Raw genomic sequence first — 21378 nt, forward strand, 5'->3', positions numbered from 1 at the left:
GTAATGATACCTACATAACATAATAAAATATATCTAAAACAAGGAGTATTATTAACTAAAACTTAATCTAGCACCTTATTAAAATTTAATAAAATAATCAGTTAAAATTAATAACACCATTTTTACTTTAGGATAAAAAATAATTTAATATTTGTCAATTTATTTTGAGTTTTTACGAGCCTTTTTAGCTTGTCTCATTGCTTGTCGTTGTGCGATTCGTCGTTTTTGTTGTTGGTCACGTTTAATTGCACGTTGAATTTTCTTTTTATATCCAGGTTTGTGTTTTTTCTTTTGTTTGTTAACCATTCCTTGCAATTTAGGATCCATTTGGTCATTTACTCGGCGTCTCTTTTGTCTACGATTACGATCATATGAATCTATAACTTCACCATTTTTAATTGCTTTAGGTTTAAACTTAATACCCATTGATTCCAATTCTTCAATTTTTCGTTCTTCATTAGGTGCATATAGAGTAATCGCAATTCCACTCATATTATTTCGACCAGTACGACCTACACGATGAATGAAAAATTCCAAATCATTTGGCAAATCATCATTAATTACGTGTGAAACACCTGAAATATCAATTCCCCGAGCGGCCAAATCCGTTGCAACGACATATTGATATTCTAAGTTTGCTACAGATTTCATAATACGTTTACGTTCACGTGGTTGTAATCCACCGTGAATTTTGGCTACCTTTAATCCATTTTTGCGGAGAAAATTAGTCAACTCATCGGCTCTTTCTTTAGTATTTGTAAATACTAAAGCTAAATATGGTTCGCCCATCGTCAATAATTTATAAATTAATTGATTACGATCACGTCCCTTAGTTGAAATTAACCAATTATCAATTGTGTTACTAATAATTGTTTGATTTTCAATTTTTTCAACTACTGGATTCTCCATATATTTATGTAAAAATGGTTGTAACTTTTCGGGAATTGTAGCTGAGAATACCATCATTTGCAAATCTTTAGGTAACGCAGATGCAATAGCATCTGTATCATTTAAAAATCCCATATCTAATGTCATATCTGCTTCATCCACAACAAACTGATTAACATCATGAACATCTAATGCCTGCGAATTTATTAAATCAAGAATTCTACCTGGCGTCCCAATTACAATTTGAGGTTGATGTTTAGTTAATTTTTCAATCTGTCTTTGCTTATCTGTACCACCAACATAATTTTGTACACTAATGAATTCATTTGATTCTTGCGCAATTTGTTTTGCTGCATCATAAATTTGATATGCTAATTCACGGCTTGGAGTCGTAATAATTGCTTGTAATGAACCATTAGGATTTACATTTTGGAAAATTGGTAACAAGAAAGTATGTGTTTTTCCACTTCCTGTTTGAGATTGTCCAACTACACTTTTTCCCTTCAAAATCAAAGGAATCAAACGCTCTTGGACCTTAGTAGGTGTCCTAAATCCTAATTTTTTTAATGCATTTTGAATAAACGGTTTAAAATTATATTCCTTAAATGTATTAGTCATTATCTTCTCCTGTATATGTTGCAGCAATTTTATCTAATTTAGCAACATATTCTTTTAATTGTTCATCTGTTAGTGTATCCATTTTAGCACCACTTGCTAATGGATGACCTCCACCGCCATATTCTTTTGCAAGTCCATTGATAATTGGTCCCTTTGAGCGAATATTTAAACGATATGTACCATCTTCTTCTTGAACAAATAAAGTCCAACATTTTACTGTGTCAATTTTACCTAAAACAGATACAATTGGTGCAGTCCCTGCAGCACCTAATTTATAATTTTTAATTAGATCATGTTTCAATACTATATATGCTGCATGATGCTCTGTAATTGTCATATTATCCCATACATATGCGGATAATTTAGCAATCCCTGGAGTAATCTCATCTAATTTTCGATTCATCCAAGCTGCATCAATGCCAAATTCAAATAATTGAGCTGTTACACGCAATGTATGTGCTGAAGTATTATTAAACATAAATCTTCCAGTATCACCAATAATTCCCGCATATAATGCTTCTGCTGCTTTTTTATTCAATACTAATTTACCATTTGAATTATTGACTAAATCAATAATCAATTCTGATGAACTTGAAGCATCGGTTTTTACCCATGTTAAATCACCATATGCATCATCATTTGGATGATGGTCAATTTTAATTAGGAATGCCCCTTTTTTATATCTTTGATCATCTATTCTTGGAGTATTTGCTGTATCGATCACAATAACTAAAGCACCATCATATACTTTATCATCAATCTTATCTTCAGTAGTGATCCATTCTAAACTTGCATTATTTTCTCCAACTTGATAGACATTTTTATCAGGAAAACAATTGCGAATAACTTCTGCTAATCCTGCTTGTGAACCAAATGCATCTGGATCTGGATCTTCGTGACGATGAATAATTATTGTTTTAAATTTTTCTATTTGTTCAATGATATCTGCTTGAATTGACATAATAAAACTCCTTCCGATAAAACTATCCTATCAACAAGTATACAAATCTTATGTTTATTTTTCAAAGTTGTAATTTAATATTTTCAAAATCTAGAGGATCTAAATTTGTAATAGTAAGACCTAATAGCCGTACATCAATATCTATATTTTGAATTTCATCAAATAATTGTCGTCCATAATATTCTAAAGTATCAGTTTGATTATTTAAGTAATCATCAAAAGTTAGTCGTTTAGTAATTGTTTCAAAATTACTATTACGAACCTTAATTACTATTGTCTTTCCATGTTTCTGTTGTTTTTTTAATTCATTTACTAATCTGATTGCAGTTAAATGCAATTGTTCATCAACCTGTTCAATTGATTTTAATGGCTGATCAAAAGTACGTTCACTCCCAATTGATTTACGCTCTCTTTGCCATTCTACAGGTCGATCATCAATTCCCCTAACCCTTTGAAATAATATATGACCCATTTTCCCAAATTGAGAAATCAAATCTATTTCCTTCCATGAATACAAGTCTTCGCCATTATTAATTCCTAGTTGACGCATTTTTATTGCAGTTTTTTTACCTACTCCACGAAATTTTTCAATCGGCATAGGGAATAAAAAATCTAGTACATCTTCTTTCGAAACAACTGTCAATCCAATTGGTTTACAATAATCAGATGCCAGTTTAGCTAAAAATTTATTATATGAAATTCCAGTTGAGCACGTTAAATGTACTTTATCATAAATTTCTTGTTGCATCTTGTGAGCCAACGCAACTGGATCTTCAATTCTTGGTTTATTTTCAGTTACATCTAAATAAGCTTCATCAAATGCTACTGGTTCAATTTTATCAGTATATTCATGGAAGATTTCATGAATTTGATGAGATACTTTTTTGTACTTAGGAAAATCTGGTTGCTTAAAATGTGCATCTGGGCATAATTTTAATGCTTCTTGTGCACTCATAGCTGAATGAATTCCAAATGATCGCGCTATATAATTAGCTGTTGCTACTACTCCGCGTCCATTTGTATGCTGCGGATTTCTTGATATAACAAGAGGAACATTCTTTAACTGTGGATCATCTCGCATTTCAATAGATGCATAAAAAGCATCCATATCCACATGAATAATTTTTCTCATTATATAAAATCACCTCACATAAAAAAACGTTAACTATAAGTTATTTTACATCGAATTACTGTTCAATATAAACACTTATAATTAACGTTTATTCTATCTTAGTGGATTAAATTCCCAATAATTTCCATCGCGAATAAGCAATTCATCTGCTTCGCGTGGCCCCATTGATCCACATTCGTAATTAGGGAAAATTGCAGGGTCTTGTCCATTTTGATCCCATGCTTCACGAATAGCATCAATAAATTTCCAAGAATACTCGACTTCTTTCCAATGAACGAAGTTTGTAGCATCACCTTTAATAACATCAAATAATAATTTCTCATACGCTTCAGGCGTCTTCGCCTTTAATGCTGAACTATACCTAAAATTCATTGTAACGCTACTTACTGGATAGCTTGTTTCACTAACCTCTTTTTCATTCAAACGTAAACTTGTTCCTGGATTAGGATCAATGTTAATTGTTAAAACATTTGGATTTAATTTTTCATTTGAAAAAATATTATTTGGCATATCTTTAAAGACAACATCAATACGAGTGCCTTTAACTGCCATTCTTTTACCTGTTCGAATATAAATAGGAACATCCGCAAAATTCATATTGTTAACTTGGATTTTTCCAGCAACAAACGTTTCAGTCATTGAATCTTTCGAAACTTGACTTTCTTCACGATATGCTGGCATACCATATGCAGGACCATATTGACCACGAATGAAGTTTCTAGAAACTTCATCTGGCTCATAAATTTTCAATGATTTAAGCGCACTAATTTTTTCACGCTCAATATCGTCTGCATTATAAGCGACTGGTGCATTCATTGTTAGTAATGAGACAAGTTGTAAGATATGATTTTGAACCATATCTCTTAAAGCGCCAACATTCTCATAATAACCAGCTCGCTCTTCGACACCTAATACCTCACCAACTGTGATTTGAATATTAGAAATGTATCGATTATTCCAAAGTGAACTAAAAATAGGATTAGCAAAACGAATTGCATAGATACTTTGTACCATTTCTTTTCCTAAATAATGATCAATTTGGAAAATGTCTTTCTCATCAAAATATTTTGAAATACTATCATTTAAATCTTTAGCAGTTTTCAAATTATGTCCAAATGGCTTTTCAATTACAAGACGATTATAACCATTTTCAGTTACTAATTTTTGTGTTCGTAAATGTTTTGCAATTGTACCAAAAAATGCTGGTGAAGTTGCTAAATAAAAAATACGATTTCCACCAATATCATACTTTTTATCTAGTTGATCTGCCAACTTATTTAAAGTTTCATAATGTTGTGTATCAGTAACATTATGTGATTGGTAATAAAAATGACTTGCAAATTGATTAATTTCAAGCGCACTATATTCCATATCAGCAACACTATTACGAACTACTTCTTGTAAATGTTCATTTGTCCATGGACGTCTAGCTGTCCCAATTACAGCAAATTTATCTTTCAAAAATCCCTTTTGATATAAATTAAATAATGCTGGATATAATTTTCTTTGTGCTAAATCTCCTGTAGCACCAAAAATGATGAAAAGTGTTTTTCGATCTTTCAAAGCTGGTCCCCCATCGCTTTCTTAATTGTTACAATTTCATTGTAATAGTTACTTTGGGTTTCAGCAAGAGATTTTTGATTAAATTAAATGAACTCCTTTATCAACATAAATCACATCACCAACAATCCCTTTGGATAAGTCACTCATTAAGAATGCACATACTCCACCAATTTCTTCAAGAGTCACTGAATGATGATCAACTGTACGGCGTTCAGATTCTTTTAACAAACTTGAATGATCGGCCACTCCCGTAACCGCTAAAGTTTTCATTGCTCCTGCAGAAATTGCATTAACACGGACACCAAATTTTCCCATATCGCGTGCCAAATACCGCATACTTGATTCCAATGCAGCTTTTGCTACTCCCATAACATTATAGTTAGGAATTGCACGTGTTGATCCCATATATGTCAAAGTTACAATGCTTGCTGGATTATTTAAAATATCTTTTCCATATTTTGCAACAGCAATCAATGAATATGCCGAAATGTCTTGTGCCATTTCATATCCTTCTCGACTTGTATTCATGATATCGCCTTGTAACTCTTCACGATTTGCATATGCAATTGCATGCACGATTCCATCAACTTTTCCGAATCTTTTTTCAACTTCTGCAAATGCATTTTTTATATTTTCGTCTGAAGAAACATCACATTCAATTAAATATTTTTCATTTGGCACTAATTTTTGAATGCTTTTCTTCATTCGTTCATTTTGATATGTATAAATGATTGTTGCACCTTGTTCTTCCATTGTCTTAGCACATCCCCAAGCAATAGAACGCTTATTAGCAACTCCCATAACTAGAATTTTTTTATTTAATAATAATTCTTCTCCCATTAATTTACTCCCAACTTAATAAAATACGACAATACTTGCATTTTGTTCTTAATTTGGGTCATACCTCATAACATAAGTTAATAGTTAAAATTCAATTACACCAATCATTCTAAAATTTGCGAAAACGTTGGTGTCTTTTTTCAATTAATTCTGATATTGAAAGCTTTTGTAAACGATCTAATTCATCTTGCAATACCTTTGCAATATCATCGCAAATCATTTTATGATTTTCGCTTTCAGGAATGATCCCTTCAATTACATGTTGCTTTAATAAACTTGCTGGATCCAACTTCAAGATTTCAGCAGCTTCGTCTGCTCTAGAACTATCTTTCCATAAAATTGAAGCAAACCCTTCAGGTGATAAAACAGAATAAATACTATTTTCAAGCATCCAAACTGAATCTGAACCGGCAAGTGCCAAAGCACCACCACTTCCACCTTCACCAGTAATTACCGTGATTATTGGCGTTTTTAATTCGCTCATTGTAATTAAATTTTGAGCAATTGAATAACCCTGACCTTCTTCTTCAGCTTCGACGCCAGGATATGCACCAGCAGTATTAACAAAGATCAAAACAGGTCTTTGAAATTTTTCTGCTTGTTTCATTAATCGGCGTGCTTTACGATATCCAGCAGGTGTAGGACATCCAAAGTGACGTTCAATTTTTTCTTGAGGGGTATTTCCCTTGTCTGTACTAATTACTGTAATTGGTTGTCCATTAAAATATGCTAAACCACCAATAATCGCTTTATCATCTTCCATTGCACGATCGCCATGCAACTCATAAAAATCATTAAATATAAAATTAATCAGCTCAGAAGCAGTAATTTTGTCTTTTGCACGTGCCTTTTCAACAATTTTAGCGACATTTTCATGCTTATAAGTCATCTATTTCACTACTCCTTTCGATTCAATTTGATTAATTGATAAATAATTTCTTTTTCCTCAGGACGTTTAACAATTCCATCTAAAAATCCATTTTGCATTAAGGTTTCAGCAGATTGTAAATCATCACTTATTTTTTGATGCATGGTTTGTTCAATAACCCTTCTACCTGCAAATCCAATTAATGCATGTGGTTCAGCCAAAATAATATCACTTTGATTTGCATAACTAGCTGTTACACCACCAGTTGTTGGATCTGTTAAAACAGATAAGTAAAATAATCCTGCTGCTGAGTGCTGAGCAATTGCTTGTGAAACTTTTTGCATTTGCATTAATGAATAAATTCCTTCTTGCATTCTTGCTCCACCAGATGAAGTAAAAATAACAACAGGTAAATTCTTTTTAGTAGCATATTCAAACATTCTTGTAATCTTTTCACCTGTAACACTACCTAAAGATCCCATGATAAATCCAGGATCCATAATACCTAATGCAAAAGAAACATCATGAATTTGTGCTACTCCTGTTAAGATGGATTCATCAACGCCTGTCTTTTCTCGACATTTTTCAATTTTATCCATATAATTTGGAAAATCAATTGGATCATTTTCAGGAATTTTTTCATTAAATTCTTGAAAATCATCAACAAGCCATTTTAATCGTTGTCTAGCTCCAATTCGGAAACCATAATCGCAATAATAACATGTTTGATAACAATTCAATTTGTCATGGAAAAACTCACGATGACATTTTGGACATTGAATCCACAAATTATCAGGAACGTCTTTTTCTGCTTCTTTATTAGCTTTAATATGCTGTTGACTAAGTCTATTTTTTTTATTATAAAGTTGCATCAAATCGTCCTTTCTTCCATTCTGGTAAGAATTCTTTTTCTAAATACTCTGTTGATACATTGTCTTGCATAAATTGATTATCACATAGAAACGCTTGATGAAATTCAATATTAGTTTTAATTCCTTTTATAATAATTTCATCTAACAAACGTTTCATTTTAGCAATTGCTTCATCACGTGTTGGTCCCCATGACACAACTTTTGCAACCATTGAATCATAAAATGGAGATACAGTAGCTTGTGGATAAAGTTCAGTGTCTATACGTACACCTAAATTTCCCGTTGGTAAATATAAATAATCAACAGTTCCACTTGCTGGGCAGAAATTATTTTGAGGATCTTCTGCATTTACACGACATTCAATAGATGTTCCATGAGCTTTTAGATCATCTTGAGTGAATGGCAAATCATCACCATTAGCAATTAATACTTGTGCTTTAACAATATCTACACCTGTTACCATTTCACTAATAGTGTGTTCTACTTGAATTCGTGTATTCATTTCCATGAAATAAAAATTATGATGTTCGTCCATTAAAAATTCAATTGTTCCAGTATTTAAATAATTAAGTGATTCAGTCGCTTTTATTGCGATTTTTCCTAGTTCCATTCTTTCATCATTTTTCAAAATCGAACAAGGACTTTCCTCAATTATTTTTTGCTTATTTCTTTGAACAGAACAATCACGTTCAGGTAAGTATGCAACGTGGCCATTTTCATCTCTAAAAACTTGAACCTCTAAGTGCTTAACGTTTTTCATAACTTTTTCTAAGTACATTCGATCATCATTAAACGAACTCAAAGCTTCTTGTTGTGCTTGGTAAAAGGCTTTACGTAGTTCAACTTCATTTTTTACTAAACGAATTCCTTTTCCACCACCGCCACTTGCAGCTTTTAACATTACTGGATAACCTACTTTATTTGCAATTTTAATTGCTTCATCAACGCTATGGATAAATCCTTCACTTCCTGGAATTACAGGAACTTTGCTTTGTTGCATTTGAATTCGAGCATTTGCTTTATTTCCCATTAATTCAATTGTTTCTGGTTTAGGGCCAATAAATGTAATGCCACATTGTTCACATAATTGTGCAAATTGACTATTTTCTGACAAAAAACCAAATCCAGGGTGGATTGCTTCAGCTCCAGTACCCACTGCAGCTGATAAAATTGCTTTCATATTTAAATATGAATCTTGGGACTTATTTCCACCAACACAAACTGCTTCATCTGCTAATTGTACATGTAAGCTATCTTTATCAGCTAATGAGTAGATTGCAACTGTTTGAATTCCCATTTCTTTTAAAGTTCGAATTACTCGAACAGCAATTTCTCCCCGATTTGCAACTAAAATTTTCTTAAACATTTTTAGTCTCCTATCATAAATGTTAATTCAGCAGTACATACCTTTTGATCATTAACGTAAGCAATTCCTTTTCCGCTTCCAACATGATCACGTAATTTTGTTAATTCAACTACTAAACGCATCGTATCTCCTGGTTTAACCATATGATGAAATTTAGCATTTTTAATTCCACCAAAATAGGCCGTTTTTCCCTTAAACTTATCCATTGACAATAACGCTACTGCTCCTGTTTGTGCTAATGATTCTACAATCAATACTCCAGGTAATACAGGATTGTTAGGGAAATGGCCATTAAAAATCTCTTCATGATTAGTTACATTACGGATTGCTACTGCCTTTTCGCCAGGAACTAATTCTGTAACTTTATCAATCAGTAACATTGGATAACGATGCGGAATAATTTGTTTAATTTCATTTAAACCTAATTCCAAGAATTATCCTTCTTTCACTTTGAATAATGGTTGATCAAATTCAATAAGATCTTCATTTTCAACTAAAACATCTTCAATTACACCAGAAACATTGCTTTTAACTTCTGTCATCATTTTCATTGCTTCAATGATGCAAACAACGTCTCCTTGTTTTACCTTTGAACCTTTAGTTACATATTTATCTTTTCCAGGTTCTGGTTGCAAATAAACGGTACCTACCATTGGTGACTTAATAACATTTTCCGTTGTTACATCAGTTAAATCTTTTGTTTCTGATACATTTTCAGATGTGTTTGTGTTAATATTTTTTTCTACTGAATTTACAACAGGTGTCATATTTTCATTTTTGCTTAAACGTAAATGAAATTGTCCTTCATTAATTTCTAATTCACGTAAAGTTGAATTATTAAATTTATCAATAATTTGATTAATTTCTTTAAAATCCAATTCTATTCACTCCATCTTTTAAATGCTAGTACTGCATTATGTCCGCCAAAGCCAAATGAATTACTCAACGCATATTCAAGATTTTCATCTGCAGTTGCTTTAGTAACAACATTAATATCGCATTCTTCATCCTGTTCAGTCAAGCCTACGTTAGGCGGAACAATCTGCTTATTTAACGCATCAATTGTTAAAACTGCCTCAATTGCACCAGCAGCACCAAGTAAATGACCTGTCATTGATTTTGAGCTGCTAACTTTTACCTTACTATTTTCCCCGAATACATGCTTAATGGCAAGTGTTTCACCTGCATCATTTGCTTTTGTTGATGTTCCATGAGCATTAATATATCCAATTTCATCGGCTTTTAAGTTAGCCTCATCCATTGCTAATTGCATTGCTCGACCTTGTGATACTCCAGATGGATCTGGTGAAGTAATATGATATGCATCACAATTACTTCCATATCCAATAATTTCTCCTAAAATTTTCGCATTGCGTTTTTGTGCATGTTCTAAGCTCTCAATAACTAATGCACCTGCGCCTTCTCCTAAAACAAATCCTGATCTCTTTTTATCAAATGGGATTGATGCTTCAGCTGGATTTTCTTTTGTTGAAAGAGCATTTAACGCCTTAAATCCTGCAATTCCGATTTCATTAACTGATGCTTCAGAACCACCGCAAATCATTACTTCAGCACGATTTTCTTTAATTTGTCGATAAGCTTCCCCAATACAGTTAGTTCCAGTTGCACATGCAGTTACAATCGCTGTACAAATATTTTTAGCATTAAATCGGATTGCAATATTTCCAGCAGCCATATTGGCAATTGCTGTAGGAACAAATAAAGGTGAAACTCGTTGTGGTCCTTTATCATGCATTTTAATTATTTGATTTTGGATTGTAGTCAACCCACCAATACCTGATCCAAAAATTACACCTAAATCTTCATCTTTAGTATTTTCAGAATCAATTTGTGCTTGATTCATTGCTTGAATAGCTGCATCTAATGCATATTGTGAAAATAAATCCATTCGTTTTGCTTGTTTTTTTCCAACAAGTTTAGCTGGATCAAAGTCTTTAACTTCACCCGCTACAGTAACGCCTGTATCTGTTGAATCAAATTTTGTAATTTTATTAATTCCAATTTTTCCTTGATATGCATTATCAGTAAAAGTTTCAACATCATTACCAATTGGGGTAACTGCTCCCATTCCAGTAACTACTACTCTTGTCATTATTTCACTTCCCTACATTGTCATTCCGCCATCAACTGTAATTGTTTGTCCAGTTAAATAATCATTTTGTGCTAAGAAAAGTGCACAAGATGCAACTTCACTTATTGTCCCAAAACGATTTAATGGAATTTGATTTTTAATTTCTTTTCTTCTTTTTTCTTCAATTTTTCTAGTCATGTCACTTTCAATCATTCCTGGCGCAATTGCATTACATCTCACATTACGCAATGCTCCTTCTCTTGCAAGTGTTTTTGTAAATCCAATTAACCCAGCCTTACTTGCTGCGTAATTAATTTGACCAATATTTCCATGAATACCTACAACACTTGCCATATTAATAATTACACCAGTACGTCTTTTCAACATTTGTTTGAAAATTGGTTGTGTGACACGAAATGCACCTAGTAAATTTATATTAATTACATCTTCGAAATCTTTTTCTTTCATTCCAATAAGTAATTTATCACGTGTAATTCCTGCATTATTAACTAAAATATCAATATCAATTTGTTGATCTTTTAATTGTTGAATCATTTTATCGACATCAGTTGCATCCGCAATATCAGCTTGCACATAATATGCGTTCACACCCATATTTTTAATTTTATCAAGCATTTCTGTACTTTCATGACGTCCATTTAAAATAATATTAGCACCTTGTTCAGCAAATTGAATTGCTATTTCTGCACCAATTCCACGCGTTGACCCTGTAATAAGTACATTTTTATCTTTTAAATTCATTTATTTTCTCCCATATTTTCTATAAATTTCAAATAGCTTCGATAACTGTCAATCTTACTACGTTTAAGTGCTGGATCAATTTGTTTAGCAAATTTAGTAAGGGCTTTTCCACTTCCAATTTCAAGTACTGAATCAACTTTACATTTATTAATCATATTTATAATACAGTCATTAAAATGAGTAGGATTAATAACTTGCTTAGCTAATATTTCTGAAATAGTTTGTTGGTCAAAGCACTTGCCAGTAGTATTACTAAATACCATTTGATCATTATCTGTAAAAGCAATATTCTCTAATTCTTTTTGTAATATGGTCTTTGTATTTTGATATAGAGGAGTATGAAATGCACCTGAAACTTTTAATTGAATTGTCTTACCTGCTAAATTCATTTCGTTTATTTCTTCAAGGGCTTTTTCAAGTGCCCTTTCAGTCCCACCTAAAACAACTTGAGAAGGTGAATTATAGTTTGCAATTTGCACTAATTCATCTCCATCCGATAGTTGATTACAAATTTCAGTTATTTTTTCCGTATCAGTTGGCTTAAGTACAGCAGCCATTGCACTTTTTACATTTTCACTATCTTTTTGCATAGCATTTGCTCGTATTTTTAAGAGTCTCATTCCATCATCGAAATTTAATTTTTGACTAGCAATCAATGCTGAATACTCTCCTAAAGATAAACCAACATATGCTTTAATATTCAAATTAGGAACATCGTGAATAAGCATCTTATATAAGCCAACACTTACGGCAACTAAACTAGGTTGTACAAATTTAGTTTTTGATAATTCATCATTTTGATTTTTCAATGCATCTACTACATTCCATCCCAAAATATCACTTGCATTATCAATTACTGTTTTAAAAATTGGACTACTTGAATAACAATCCAATCCCATTCCTGTCTTTTGGGCACCTTGCCCACTAAACATTATTCCCCAATTATTTTTCATAATTTAAACCGTCATTAATTATTTTTGATCGATTTTTTGTTTTACGTAATTTACAACATCATTAATTGTTTGAATGTTTTCGTTTGAATCTAATTCAATATCGAATTCATCTTCCAATTCATTCATAATTTCAAAGAAATCTAAACTATCAGCATCTAAATCTTCTTTAACATTTGATGTTAACTTAATTTCATCTTGTTCAATATCCAATTGTTCTGCTGCAATTTCACGTACTTTTTCAAAAATTTGTTCTTCTGTCATTTTAAATTCTCCTTAAAGTTTGATAATTTGACTTCCAATTGTTAATCCGCCACCAAATCCAGCAAGCATTAACAATTGACCTTCATGTAATTTGTTGTTTTCTTGTAGATCTGCAAGCATTAATGGAATGCTAGCTGCAGAAGTGTTTCCATATTTATCCATATCCATTGGAAACTTATCAAGTGGTTGCTTTATTTTCTTTGCAATTGACTTGATGATTTTGTAATTTGCTTGATGCAAGACAAAATAATCAATCTTATCAAAATCAATTTGATTAGTTTCACTTGCCCGCATCATCGATTGTGGAACTTCGCTTGTTGCAAATTTATAAACAGCACGTCCATCCATTTCAAATGGGTGAAATTTAGTAAATTCTTTAGGTGGGAATGCTTGAATCGGATCTGTTTGACCTGCAACTAATCTGTCTCCAAGTTCACCAAAAGTTTTTACATCTGCTTCATAAAAGCTTTCTACTTGAGCATCATTTTCAAGTAATGCACCAGCAGCACCATCACCAAATAAAACGGCACATGTTCGATCTGTCCAATCAACTTCTTTAGAAAGGACTTCACCACCAATAACGATTGAATATTTAAATGATGATTGACGCATCATTTTTTGAGCAATTTCAAGTCCATAAATAAATCCCGAACATGCTGCTGAAATATCAAAAGCCATTGCGTTCTTGGCATTTAATTTTCCTTGAACAATTGCACTAGTTGATGGTGTGCAAGCATCTGGTGACATTGTTGCAACAATAATCAATCCTATATCATTTACATTAATGTTGTTTTTCTGAATTAACTTTTGTGCAACTTTTAAGCATAAATCTGAAGTATTTTCATTTAAACTAATCTTTCGATTTGAAATCCCTGTTCTTGATTTTATCCATTCATCAGATGTATCCATTATTTGGCTCAAATCGTCATTAGAAACTGTTAATTCAGGAGTGTAACTTGCGAAATTTTTAATTTGAACTTTTTTCAATTATCTTTACCTCCCTTATAAATCAATTCATCTTTTCTCTATGAAATAAATTTAAATCTTAATACCATTATCGATAAAATGCATATTAGAAATATTAACTCGTTTTTTTATAGTTTATTATTTTGTTCATCTTTTAATGAAACAATAAACATTAATTTTGTTGAACAAACTGTTTTCCCATTTACATATGCTTTAGCGTCTACAATTCCAATATTTGCTCTTTGCTTAACGATTGAGCACTCTAATTTTAGTACATCACCGGGCTTAACCATTTTTTTGAATTTAGCATTTTGAATTGCACCCAAATACGCTGTTTTATTTTTAAACTCTTCTGATTTTAAAATTAAAATCGATGCTACTTGAGCAAGAGTTTCAATTATTAATACTCCAGGCATTACTGGATTTCCAGGAAAATGCCCTCTAAAATATGATTCATTAATTGTGACATTTTTTGTTGCTACAATTTTTTGATTAGGAATTATTTCATCTACATAATCAACATAGCAAATTGGATAACGATTTGGGATTGTATCCATAATTTCCTGTGCATCCATTATTCCCATTCAACTGCCTCCTCATATATTTCGTATATCGAAACATTCGATAACTAAAAATTATATCATTTAGCAATGCGTGTCAAGGCTTGATTTTATATTTTTTTAACAAATACATAAGTTTTTTTACGTATTATAAAGATATTAATTTTAAGATAAAATTAAACAAATGTGTCAACAAAGGCATTTTCGTTTATATATTTATAAATAAAATATTATCTAATTATAAATTATAAATTATTATAATTAATGAAATATTTTTTTGCTTAATTATTCATTTTTCTAATTTTTAACGAATTAAAACAAAAAAAGAGCACTGATAAAATTAATTATCAGTGCTCTTTAATCAAAAATAATAAAATTATTTTTCTTCTTTTGAAGATTCTTCTGCTTTAGTAGCATCTTCTTTAGTTTCTTCTTTTTTTGCTGGCTTTTCTTCTTTAACTTCAGATTGAACGTCAGCTTTTTGAACATTACCAATTGCATTCAAACTAAATAGTAAGAAAATACCATCACAATTTAATGTAACAGTTTTATTAGCAGTATCAATTTCGTCAATAACACCATGCAAACCGCCACGTGTAATTACATGATCACCACGTTTTAAATTATTAATCATATTTTGCCATTGTTGTTGTTGTTTCTTTTGTGGTCTGATTAATAAGAAATACATAATGGCAAACATTAATACCAACATAATGATTGAAAATAATCCGCCACTTTGTGCTGCTCCAAGCATAAACATAACAAATTCACTCCTTAAATTAAGTCTAAAGATAACTATACCAAAAAAATGTATTTGTTACTATATTTAACCCAAAATCTTAAAAATTCTTTGGATTACGCACATTTAACCCATATTGTTCAAAAAATTCTTGTCTAAAATCTAATAAATTATCATCTATAATTGCTTGACGAACTTTCTTCATTAAATGTGTTAAGAAATATAAGTTATGATAACTTGTTAATCTGATTCCTAATGTTTCTCCAGCTTTAAATAAGTGACGAATATATGCTCGAGTATAGTTACGACATGCATAACAATTACAATTTTCATCAATTGGAGTAAAATCATGTGCATACTTAGCATTTTTAACTACCAACCTTCCATGACTTGTCATGCAAGTTCCATTACGCGCAATTCTAGTTGGTAGAACACAGTCAAACATATCTACACCTCGAATTACACCATCAATTAATGCATCTGGAGAACCTACTCCCATCAAATATCTTGGTTTATTTTCAGGTAATAATGGCGTAGTAAAATCTAGCACATGATTCATTTCAGTTTTAGATTCACCAACAGATAATCCTCCAATTGAATAACCAGGAAAGTCCATTGAAACTAGATCACGTGCACTTTGTTTACGTAAATCTTCATGTCCTCCACCTTGTACTATTCCAAATAACGCTTGTGTTTCAGGATTTTTGTGTGCTTTTAATCCTCTCTCTGCCCAACGATTAGTACGTTCAACTGATTCCTTGATATAATCATAACTTTCAAAAAATGGTGGACATTCATCGAAACTCATCATAATATCTGCCCCTAAAGCATTTTCAATATGAATAGCTTTTTCAGGTGATAAAAACATTTTTTGTCCATTTAAATGATTTTTAAAATGAACTCCTTCTTCGGTAATATTTCTTAATTCCGCTAATGAAAATACTTGAAAACCACCAGAATCCGTTAGAATTCCTTTATTCCATCTCATAAATTTATGTAAACCACCAGCTTCTTCTACAAGATCTTCTCCTGGACGAAGCCATAAATGATATGTGTTAGATAAAATAATGTCTGCTCCTAAATCTTCAAGTTCTTCAGGCGACATTGCTTTTACAGTAGCTTGTGTACCTACTGGCATAAAAATAGGCGTTGGAAAAGTTCCATGTGGAGTTTCTATTTCACCTAAACGTGCTCCTGTGTGTTTTTCTTTTTTTATTAAATGATATTTAATTGCAGGTTCAGTCATCTGTTCCTCCTTAATTACTTATGAATGAACATTGCATCACCAAAACTAAAGAAACGGTATTTTTCTTTTACGGCATGTTCATATGCATTCAAAATATTATTTCGACCAGTAAATGCTGCTACTAACATTACTAAAGTTGATTTTGGTAAATGGAAGTTTGTAATGAAAGCATCTACTACCTTCCATTCATATCCAGGTTTAATGAAAATATCTGTCCAGCCACTATCAGCTTTAATTTCTCCATTAAATTTTGTACCAATTGTTTCAAGTGTTCTAATAGAAGTTGTTCCAGTAGCAACAATCCGTCCACCATTTTGCTTTACTTCATTTAACGTATCTGCTGCTTCTTGAGATAAACTATAAAATTCGCTATGCATTTTATGGTCAGCAATATTTTCTTCACTTACAGGTCTAAATGTTCCTAAACCTACATGAAGAGTTAGATATACTAATTTAATTCCCTTGTCTTCTACTTTTTTTAATAATTCTTTTGTCCAATGAAAGCCAGCTGTAGGAGCTGCTGCTGAACCAATTTCCTTTGAATATACAGTTTGATACATTTCTGGATCATCTAATTTTTCCTTAATATATGGCGGAAGTGGCATTTCCCCTAATTTTTCTAAAATCTCCATAAAAATGCCATCATAATGAAATTCAATCATTCTGCCACCATGTTCCAATTCCTTTGTGACCGTAGCAGTTAATTCTCCATTACCAAAAGAAATCTTAGTACCGACTTTTGCTCTACGAGCTGGTTTTACAAGAGTTTCCCAGTTGTCTCCTTCAGTATTGTTCAATAACAACACTTCCAAATGACCACCAGTATCAGGTTTAACCCCATATATACGTGCTGGCATGACACGAGAATCATTCATGACAACTGCATCACCAGGATTTAAATAATCAATGATATCATAAAAATAATCATCTTTATATTCACCAGTTTTGGCATTTAAAACTAACATTCTAGCTTCATCACGTTCTTTTAAAGGTGTTTGTGCGATTAATTCATGAGGTAAATAATAATCAAAATCTTCTGTCTTTAAGTTTTCTTCTGTCATTATAGTCACCCTTCTTATTTTTCTAATTTGTCAATTTTCAAATGTTTATACGCCTTATCTGTCACAATTCGACCTCGAGGCGTTCTTTTTATAAAACCGATTTGTAATAAATAAGGTTCGATTACATCTTCAATTGTATCAGTTTCTTCACCTACGTTTGCCGAAATAGTTGATAGTCCTACTGGTCCACCATTATAAAGTAAGATCATAGTTTTAAGTAATTCCCGATCATTATCATCTAATCCTTTTTCATCAATACGCAATAAATCTAATGCATATTTAACTATTTCCTGATCGATTGTCTCTTTATTTGACACTTGAGAAAAATCGCGAATACGCTTAAGTAACCGATTAGCGATTCGAGGAGTTCCTCGAGAACGCCGAGCAATTTCATGTGCACCTTCTGTATCTATTTTAGTATTAAATACCTCTGCAGAACGTTCAACGATTGCCGCAAGTTCATTCTCAGTGTAATAACTCATGTGCCCTAAAATACCAAATCGAGCACGCAATGGAGCTGACAACATCCCTACTCGCGTTGTCGCTCCAATTAAGGTAAATGGAGGCAATGGGAAATGTACCGGATGTGCCGTTGAATCTTGCCCTACAATAATATCAATATAAAAATCTTCCATTGCAGAATATAAAATTTCCTCAACATTTTTTGGTAGTCGATGTATTTCATCAATAAAAAGAACGTCCCCAGGTTCAAGTTCATTCAAAATTGCAACTAAATCGCCCGGCTTTTCAATTGCTGGCCCAGTTGTTGTTTTCAAATTAACTTGCAATTCGTTTGCAATTACAGCTGCTAATGTAGTCTTCCCTAATCCAGGAGGTCCATATAATAATACATGGTCTAATGATTCCTCACGTTGTTTTGCAGCTTCTATATAAATTGATATTTCATTTTTAATCTTTTGCTGACCAATATATTGATTTAAAAACTGTGGCCGTAAACTTAATTGATTAAACTCTTCATTATCATCAATAATTTCACCTGAAACTACACGATTATGATCTACCATGTGTTCTCCTTTCAATTAAAAACAATTAGAATCATTTCTTCAAAACTAATTTTAATGCTTCACGTAAATAATCATCCGTAGAATGGCCATTAAACTTTTCCAGTTTCTTACTTACTCGTTTTACCTCTGTCTTAGTATAACCTAAACTAAGCATTGCTTCTAAAGCTTCCTTTAAATATGGTGATTCTTCAACAAAATCCAAAGCTAAATTTTGTTGATCAATAATAGGTGTTGGTGTTTCAACATCATCCATTTTTCCTTTTAAATCTAAAATAATTTGCTTGGCAGTTTTCTTACCAATACTTGGAAATTTAGTTAAATAATTTTCATCATCAGCATTTATTGCTGCAACAAATCCACCTTGATCATTAGTTGCCAATATTGCTAATGCACTCTTAGGGCCAATTCCAGATACACTAATTAGTTTCATAAACAATTGTTTTTCAGCTAAATCATAAAAGCCATATAGAGTGATATCATTTTCACGCACTGCTTGATAAACATAAACTTTTTGTTCTTTATTTTCTTGATATCTAAAAGGGTTTGCTACCTGAATTTGATATCCAATCCCATTAACTTCTATTACAATATAATGTGGATTAACTGCAGTAATTTTTCCAATTAAATACTCATACATTTTAATCTACTCCTGAATTCTGATTTTCACGTAATGAATGGTGATTATCTTGGATTCTTTTAAACATTCGTTCCATATCTTTATTAGTAAATTCAATCACTGTTGGTCTACCATGTGGACAATTAAACGGATTTTCACATTGTTTAAGTTGCTTTAACAATGAAACTGCTTGAACTTGTTCTAAATGATGATTAGCTTTTATTGATTGCTTACAACTTATCATTATTGCCGTTTCTTCTCTAAATTTCGCAATAGTTAACTGTGGATTCTTAATGCATTCCTCGATTAATTGCTTAATAATCTGTTCTTCTTTACCTTTAGGAATCCAAACAGGATGTTCATGAATAATATAGGTATTTTGTCCAAAATCCTCTAAGTTTATCCCTAAATCATGTAATTTATCAATATTTTCTTGAACTTTTAGTGCTTCACTCACAGTAAATGTTAATACAATTGGCACTAACAATTTTTGTTGTGTTGTATCAACATTACCAATTTCTTTACGATAATATTCATATTTGATTCTTTCTTGCGCCGCATGCTGATCTAATATATAGAATCCATCATCCGATTCTGTTAATAAGTATGTTCCGTGTAACTGACCAATATATTTCAAATCTGGAAAAACTTTTTTATCTTTTTCAACTTTAAAATGCTCTTTAGTTTCTATTTCATTTTTATTTGAATAACAATCATCCCAACGCTGAACCAATTTAGAGTTAAGCTGTTTTTTGTTTTCAATAATAATCGGATTTTCAAAATGTTGAGCTATATATTTTTTCTTGACAATATTTTCAACTTCTTCATTTGGATTATTTCCAAGTACTGCATCTAATACTTCTTGTTTTCTTTCAACTGTTTGATATGAACTTGAGTTTTCACTTAATCCCATATTCAGTTGTTGATTAGTTTCTGCTTTATTATTTCGATCATGCGATTTTAAATTTTCGATTGCACTTGGAATCAATCTTTCTTGACTAATTTGCTGATAAATTGCATTAGTCAAAAGATTACATAGTTGATCTTCTTTGCTTATTCGAACTTCTTGTTTTGTAGGATGAACGTTAACATCTACAAGTAAAGGATCTAATTTTATATTAATAATAGAAATTGGATATCTACCTACCATTAATTTCGAACCATATCCTTTAATAATTGCTTTTGTTAATTGATTGTTTTTAATAAAGCGACCATTTAATAAAATGCTAATATAATTACGAGAAGCTCTAGTTAATTTAGGTAATGAAGTTAATCCTGAAATTGAAAAATCAGCGTCTTGTTTTTGAATTTGAATTAATTGGGTAGCATTTTTTACTCCATAGATTGCACTAGCAACTTGTTGTAAGTTACCATTTCCTGAGGTTTTTAGTAATGTTCTTCCATTATTACTTAAGGAAAATACAATTTCTGGATGACTCATTGCTAAATGGTTAACACAATCAGAAATCACTGACAATTCTGTTTGAGGTGATTTTAAATACTTCAAACGAGCAGGTGTATTATAAAATAATTGGTTAACTTGGATACGCGTTCCATTTCGGCCACCATAAGATTCTTTTTCAAGAATTTTTCCGCCTTTAATATGGATTTTTGTCCCAATTGTTTCGTTTTTTTCTAATGTTTCAAGACTTACATCAGCGACTGACGCAATACTTGGCAACGCTTCTCCACGAAAACCTAAAGTTCTAACTCTAAATAGATCATCACGATCACTAATTTTACTTGTTGCGTGTCGTTGAAACGCAAGTTCTACATCACTTGAAGCAATTCCTCCACCATTATCAATAACTTCGATTTTCTTTAATCCAGAATCCTGCACTAAAATATCAATTCTACTACTATTTGCGTCAATCGAATTTTCTACTAATTCTTTAATTACAGAACTAGGTCGTTCAATTACTTCACCAGCAGCAATTTGATCTGCTAAAATTTCTGGTAACTCATGAATTTTAGCCATTTTAACCTTCC

At 31.7% G+C, this 21378-nt stretch carries 22 protein-coding genes; all 22 read right to left on the reverse strand.

Features of this window, described 5'->3' with window-relative positions:
- Nucleotides 1-159 precede the first annotated feature (159 nt).
- The 22 genes from QPK35_RS04665 to mutL all read right to left on the reverse strand — a co-directional run bounded on the left by QPK35_RS04665 (nucleotide 160) and on the right by mutL (nucleotide 21367).
- Nucleotides 160-1506, reverse strand: coding sequence for a DEAD/DEAH box helicase (locus tag QPK35_RS04665; RefSeq protein WP_290032829.1), 1347 nt, complete (start codon nucleotides 1504-1506; stop codon nucleotides 160-162).
- On the reverse strand, nucleotides 1499-2467 hold the full coding sequence (locus tag QPK35_RS04670; protein ID WP_290032830.1) for a DHH family phosphoesterase: 969 nt from the start codon (nucleotides 2465-2467) through the stop codon (nucleotides 1499-1501). Before QPK35_RS04670 ends, QPK35_RS04665 begins: the two co-directional genes overlap by 8 nt.
- 61 nt (nucleotides 2468-2528) lie before the next feature.
- Nucleotides 2529-3602, reverse strand: coding sequence for a DNA polymerase IV (dinB, locus tag QPK35_RS04675; RefSeq protein ID WP_290034242.1), 1074 nt, complete (start codon nucleotides 3600-3602; stop codon nucleotides 2529-2531).
- A gap of 90 nt (nucleotides 3603-3692) precedes the next feature.
- Nucleotides 3693-5162, reverse strand: a complete 1470-nt coding sequence (gene zwf / locus QPK35_RS04680; RefSeq protein WP_290032831.1) for a glucose-6-phosphate dehydrogenase — start codon at nucleotides 5160-5162, stop codon at nucleotides 3693-3695.
- Between the two features lie 78 nt (nucleotides 5163-5240).
- Nucleotides 5241-6002, reverse strand: coding sequence for an enoyl-ACP reductase FabI (gene fabI / locus QPK35_RS04685; RefSeq protein WP_290032832.1), 762 nt, complete (start codon nucleotides 6000-6002; stop codon nucleotides 5241-5243).
- 109 nt (nucleotides 6003-6111) lie between these two features.
- Nucleotides 6112-6891 (reverse strand): acetyl-CoA carboxylase carboxyltransferase subunit alpha, encoded by a 780-nt coding sequence (gene accA / locus QPK35_RS04690; RefSeq protein ID WP_290032833.1) that lies wholly within the window; start codon nucleotides 6889-6891, stop codon nucleotides 6112-6114.
- A gap of 8 nt (nucleotides 6892-6899) precedes the next feature.
- Entirely contained in the window at nucleotides 6900-7742 is an 843-nt protein-coding gene (locus tag QPK35_RS04695; RefSeq protein WP_290032834.1) for an acetyl-CoA carboxylase carboxyltransferase subunit beta, read from the reverse strand.
- Nucleotides 7729-9108 carry an acetyl-CoA carboxylase biotin carboxylase subunit gene (gene accC / locus QPK35_RS04700; RefSeq protein ID WP_290032835.1) on the reverse strand — a complete coding sequence of 460 codons (1380 nt, stop codon included), beginning with the start codon at nucleotides 9106-9108 and terminating at the stop codon, nucleotides 7729-7731. Before accC ends, QPK35_RS04695 begins: the two co-directional genes overlap by 14 nt.
- A 2-nt stretch (nucleotides 9109-9110) precedes the next feature.
- The gene (gene fabZ, locus QPK35_RS04705) at nucleotides 9111-9539 is read right to left on the reverse strand and encodes a 3-hydroxyacyl-ACP dehydratase FabZ (RefSeq protein WP_290032836.1); all 429 of its coding nucleotides are present in this window, start codon (nucleotides 9537-9539) and stop codon (nucleotides 9111-9113) included.
- Nucleotides 9540-9542: 3 nt separating this feature from the next.
- Nucleotides 9543-9986 carry an acetyl-CoA carboxylase biotin carboxyl carrier protein gene (gene accB / locus QPK35_RS04710; protein ID WP_290032837.1) on the reverse strand — a complete coding sequence of 148 codons (444 nt, stop codon included), beginning with the start codon at nucleotides 9984-9986 and terminating at the stop codon, nucleotides 9543-9545.
- 2 nt (nucleotides 9987-9988) lie between these two features.
- Entirely contained in the window at nucleotides 9989-11221 is a 1233-nt protein-coding gene (fabF, locus tag QPK35_RS04715; RefSeq protein WP_290032838.1) for a beta-ketoacyl-ACP synthase II, read from the reverse strand.
- Between the two features lie 12 nt (nucleotides 11222-11233).
- Nucleotides 11234-11962 carry a 3-oxoacyl-[acyl-carrier-protein] reductase gene (gene fabG, locus QPK35_RS04720; RefSeq protein ID WP_290032840.1) on the reverse strand — a complete coding sequence of 243 codons (729 nt, stop codon included), beginning with the start codon at nucleotides 11960-11962 and terminating at the stop codon, nucleotides 11234-11236.
- A complete protein-coding gene (locus QPK35_RS04725; RefSeq protein ID WP_290032841.1) occupies nucleotides 11959-12915 on the reverse strand; it encodes an ACP S-malonyltransferase in 957 nt (318 codons plus the stop codon). Before QPK35_RS04725 ends, fabG begins: the two co-directional genes overlap by 4 nt.
- A gap of 18 nt (nucleotides 12916-12933) precedes the next feature.
- On the reverse strand, nucleotides 12934-13176 hold the full coding sequence (locus QPK35_RS04730; protein WP_290032842.1) for an acyl carrier protein: 243 nt from the start codon (nucleotides 13174-13176) through the stop codon (nucleotides 12934-12936).
- A gap of 12 nt (nucleotides 13177-13188) precedes the next feature.
- Complete coding sequence (locus QPK35_RS04735; protein WP_290032843.1) at nucleotides 13189-14163, reverse strand: beta-ketoacyl-ACP synthase III; 975 nt, start codon at nucleotides 14161-14163, stop codon at nucleotides 13189-13191.
- 107 nt (nucleotides 14164-14270) lie between these two features.
- Entirely contained in the window at nucleotides 14271-14726 is a 456-nt protein-coding gene (gene fabZ, locus QPK35_RS04740; protein ID WP_290032844.1) for a 3-hydroxyacyl-ACP dehydratase FabZ, read from the reverse strand.
- Nucleotides 14727-15078: 352 nt separating this feature from the next.
- Nucleotides 15079-15462: a preprotein translocase subunit YajC gene (gene yajC / locus QPK35_RS04745; RefSeq protein ID WP_290032845.1), complete on the reverse strand. Its 384-nt coding sequence runs from the start codon at nucleotides 15460-15462 to the stop codon at nucleotides 15079-15081.
- Nucleotides 15463-15541: 79 nt separating this feature from the next.
- On the reverse strand, nucleotides 15542-16687 hold the full coding sequence (gene tgt / locus QPK35_RS04750; RefSeq protein WP_290032846.1) for a tRNA guanosine(34) transglycosylase Tgt: 1146 nt from the start codon (nucleotides 16685-16687) through the stop codon (nucleotides 15542-15544).
- 14 nt (nucleotides 16688-16701) lie between these two features.
- A complete protein-coding gene (gene queA / locus QPK35_RS04755; RefSeq protein WP_290032847.1) occupies nucleotides 16702-17748 on the reverse strand; it encodes a tRNA preQ1(34) S-adenosylmethionine ribosyltransferase-isomerase QueA in 1047 nt (348 codons plus the stop codon).
- A gap of 14 nt (nucleotides 17749-17762) precedes the next feature.
- On the reverse strand, nucleotides 17763-18773 hold the full coding sequence (gene ruvB, locus QPK35_RS04760; protein ID WP_290032848.1) for a Holliday junction branch migration DNA helicase RuvB: 1011 nt from the start codon (nucleotides 18771-18773) through the stop codon (nucleotides 17763-17765).
- A gap of 31 nt (nucleotides 18774-18804) precedes the next feature.
- Complete coding sequence (gene ruvA, locus QPK35_RS04765; protein ID WP_290032849.1) at nucleotides 18805-19410, reverse strand: Holliday junction branch migration protein RuvA; 606 nt, start codon at nucleotides 19408-19410, stop codon at nucleotides 18805-18807.
- A gap of 1 nt (nucleotide 19411) precedes the next feature.
- Nucleotides 19412-21367, reverse strand: a complete 1956-nt coding sequence (mutL, locus tag QPK35_RS04770) for a DNA mismatch repair endonuclease MutL (protein WP_290032850.1) — start codon at nucleotides 21365-21367, stop codon at nucleotides 19412-19414.
- Nucleotides 21368-21378 lie beyond the last annotated feature (11 nt).

It is taken from the genome of Ligilactobacillus cholophilus (genome assembly GCF_030389495.1).
Taxonomy (GTDB): Bacteria; Bacillota; Bacilli; order Lactobacillales; family Lactobacillaceae; genus Ligilactobacillus; species Ligilactobacillus cholophilus.

Excerpts from the sequence above, each read along its gene's own strand:
- mutL (WP_290032850.1), bottom strand. The coding sequence starts at position 21,367 with ATGGCTAAAATTCATGAGTTACCAGAAATTTTAGCAGATCAAATTGCT.
- QPK35_RS04695 (WP_290032834.1), bottom strand. The coding sequence starts at position 7,742 with ATGCAACTTTATAATAAAAAAAATAGACTTAGTCAACAGCATATTAAA.
- accC (WP_290032835.1), bottom strand. The coding sequence starts at position 9,108 with ATGTTTAAGAAAATTTTAGTTGCAAATCGGGGAGAAATTGCTGTTCGA.
- queA (WP_290032847.1), bottom strand. The coding sequence starts at position 17,748 with ATGACAGAAGAAAACTTAAAGACAGAAGATTTTGATTATTATTTACCT.
- fabF (WP_290032838.1), bottom strand. The coding sequence starts at position 11,221 with ATGACAAGAGTAGTAGTTACTGGAATGGGAGCAGTTACCCCAATTGGT.
- fabI (WP_290032832.1), bottom strand. The coding sequence starts at position 6,002 with ATGGGAGAAGAATTATTATTAAATAAAAAAATTCTAGTTATGGGAGTT.
- QPK35_RS04725 (WP_290032841.1), bottom strand. The coding sequence starts at position 12,915 with ATGAAAAATAATTGGGGAATAATGTTTAGTGGGCAAGGTGCCCAAAAG.
- fabG (WP_290032840.1), bottom strand. The coding sequence starts at position 11,962 with ATGAATTTAAAAGATAAAAATGTACTTATTACAGGGTCAACGCGTGGA.
- ruvA (WP_290032849.1), bottom strand. The coding sequence starts at position 19,410 with ATGTATGAGTATTTAATTGGAAAAATTACTGCAGTTAATCCACATTAT.
- QPK35_RS04670 (WP_290032830.1), bottom strand. The coding sequence starts at position 2,467 with ATGTCAATTCAAGCAGATATCATTGAACAAATAGAAAAATTTAAAACA.
- QPK35_RS04730 (WP_290032842.1), bottom strand. The coding sequence starts at position 13,176 with ATGACAGAAGAACAAATTTTTGAAAAAGTACGTGAAATTGCAGCAGAA.
- yajC (WP_290032845.1), bottom strand. The coding sequence starts at position 15,462 with ATGTTTATGCTTGGAGCAGCACAAAGTGGCGGATTATTTTCAATCATT.
- fabZ (WP_290032844.1), bottom strand. The coding sequence starts at position 14,726 with ATGGGAATAATGGATGCACAGGAAATTATGGATACAATCCCAAATCGT.
- ruvB (WP_290032848.1), bottom strand. The coding sequence starts at position 18,773 with ATGGTAGATCATAATCGTGTAGTTTCAGGTGAAATTATTGATGATAAT.
- QPK35_RS04665 (WP_290032829.1), bottom strand. The coding sequence starts at position 1,506 with ATGACTAATACATTTAAGGAATATAATTTTAAACCGTTTATTCAAAAT.
- tgt (WP_290032846.1), bottom strand. The coding sequence starts at position 16,687 with ATGACTGAACCTGCAATTAAATATCATTTAATAAAAAAAGAAAAACAC.
- accA (WP_290032833.1), bottom strand. The coding sequence starts at position 6,891 with ATGACTTATAAGCATGAAAATGTCGCTAAAATTGTTGAAAAGGCACGT.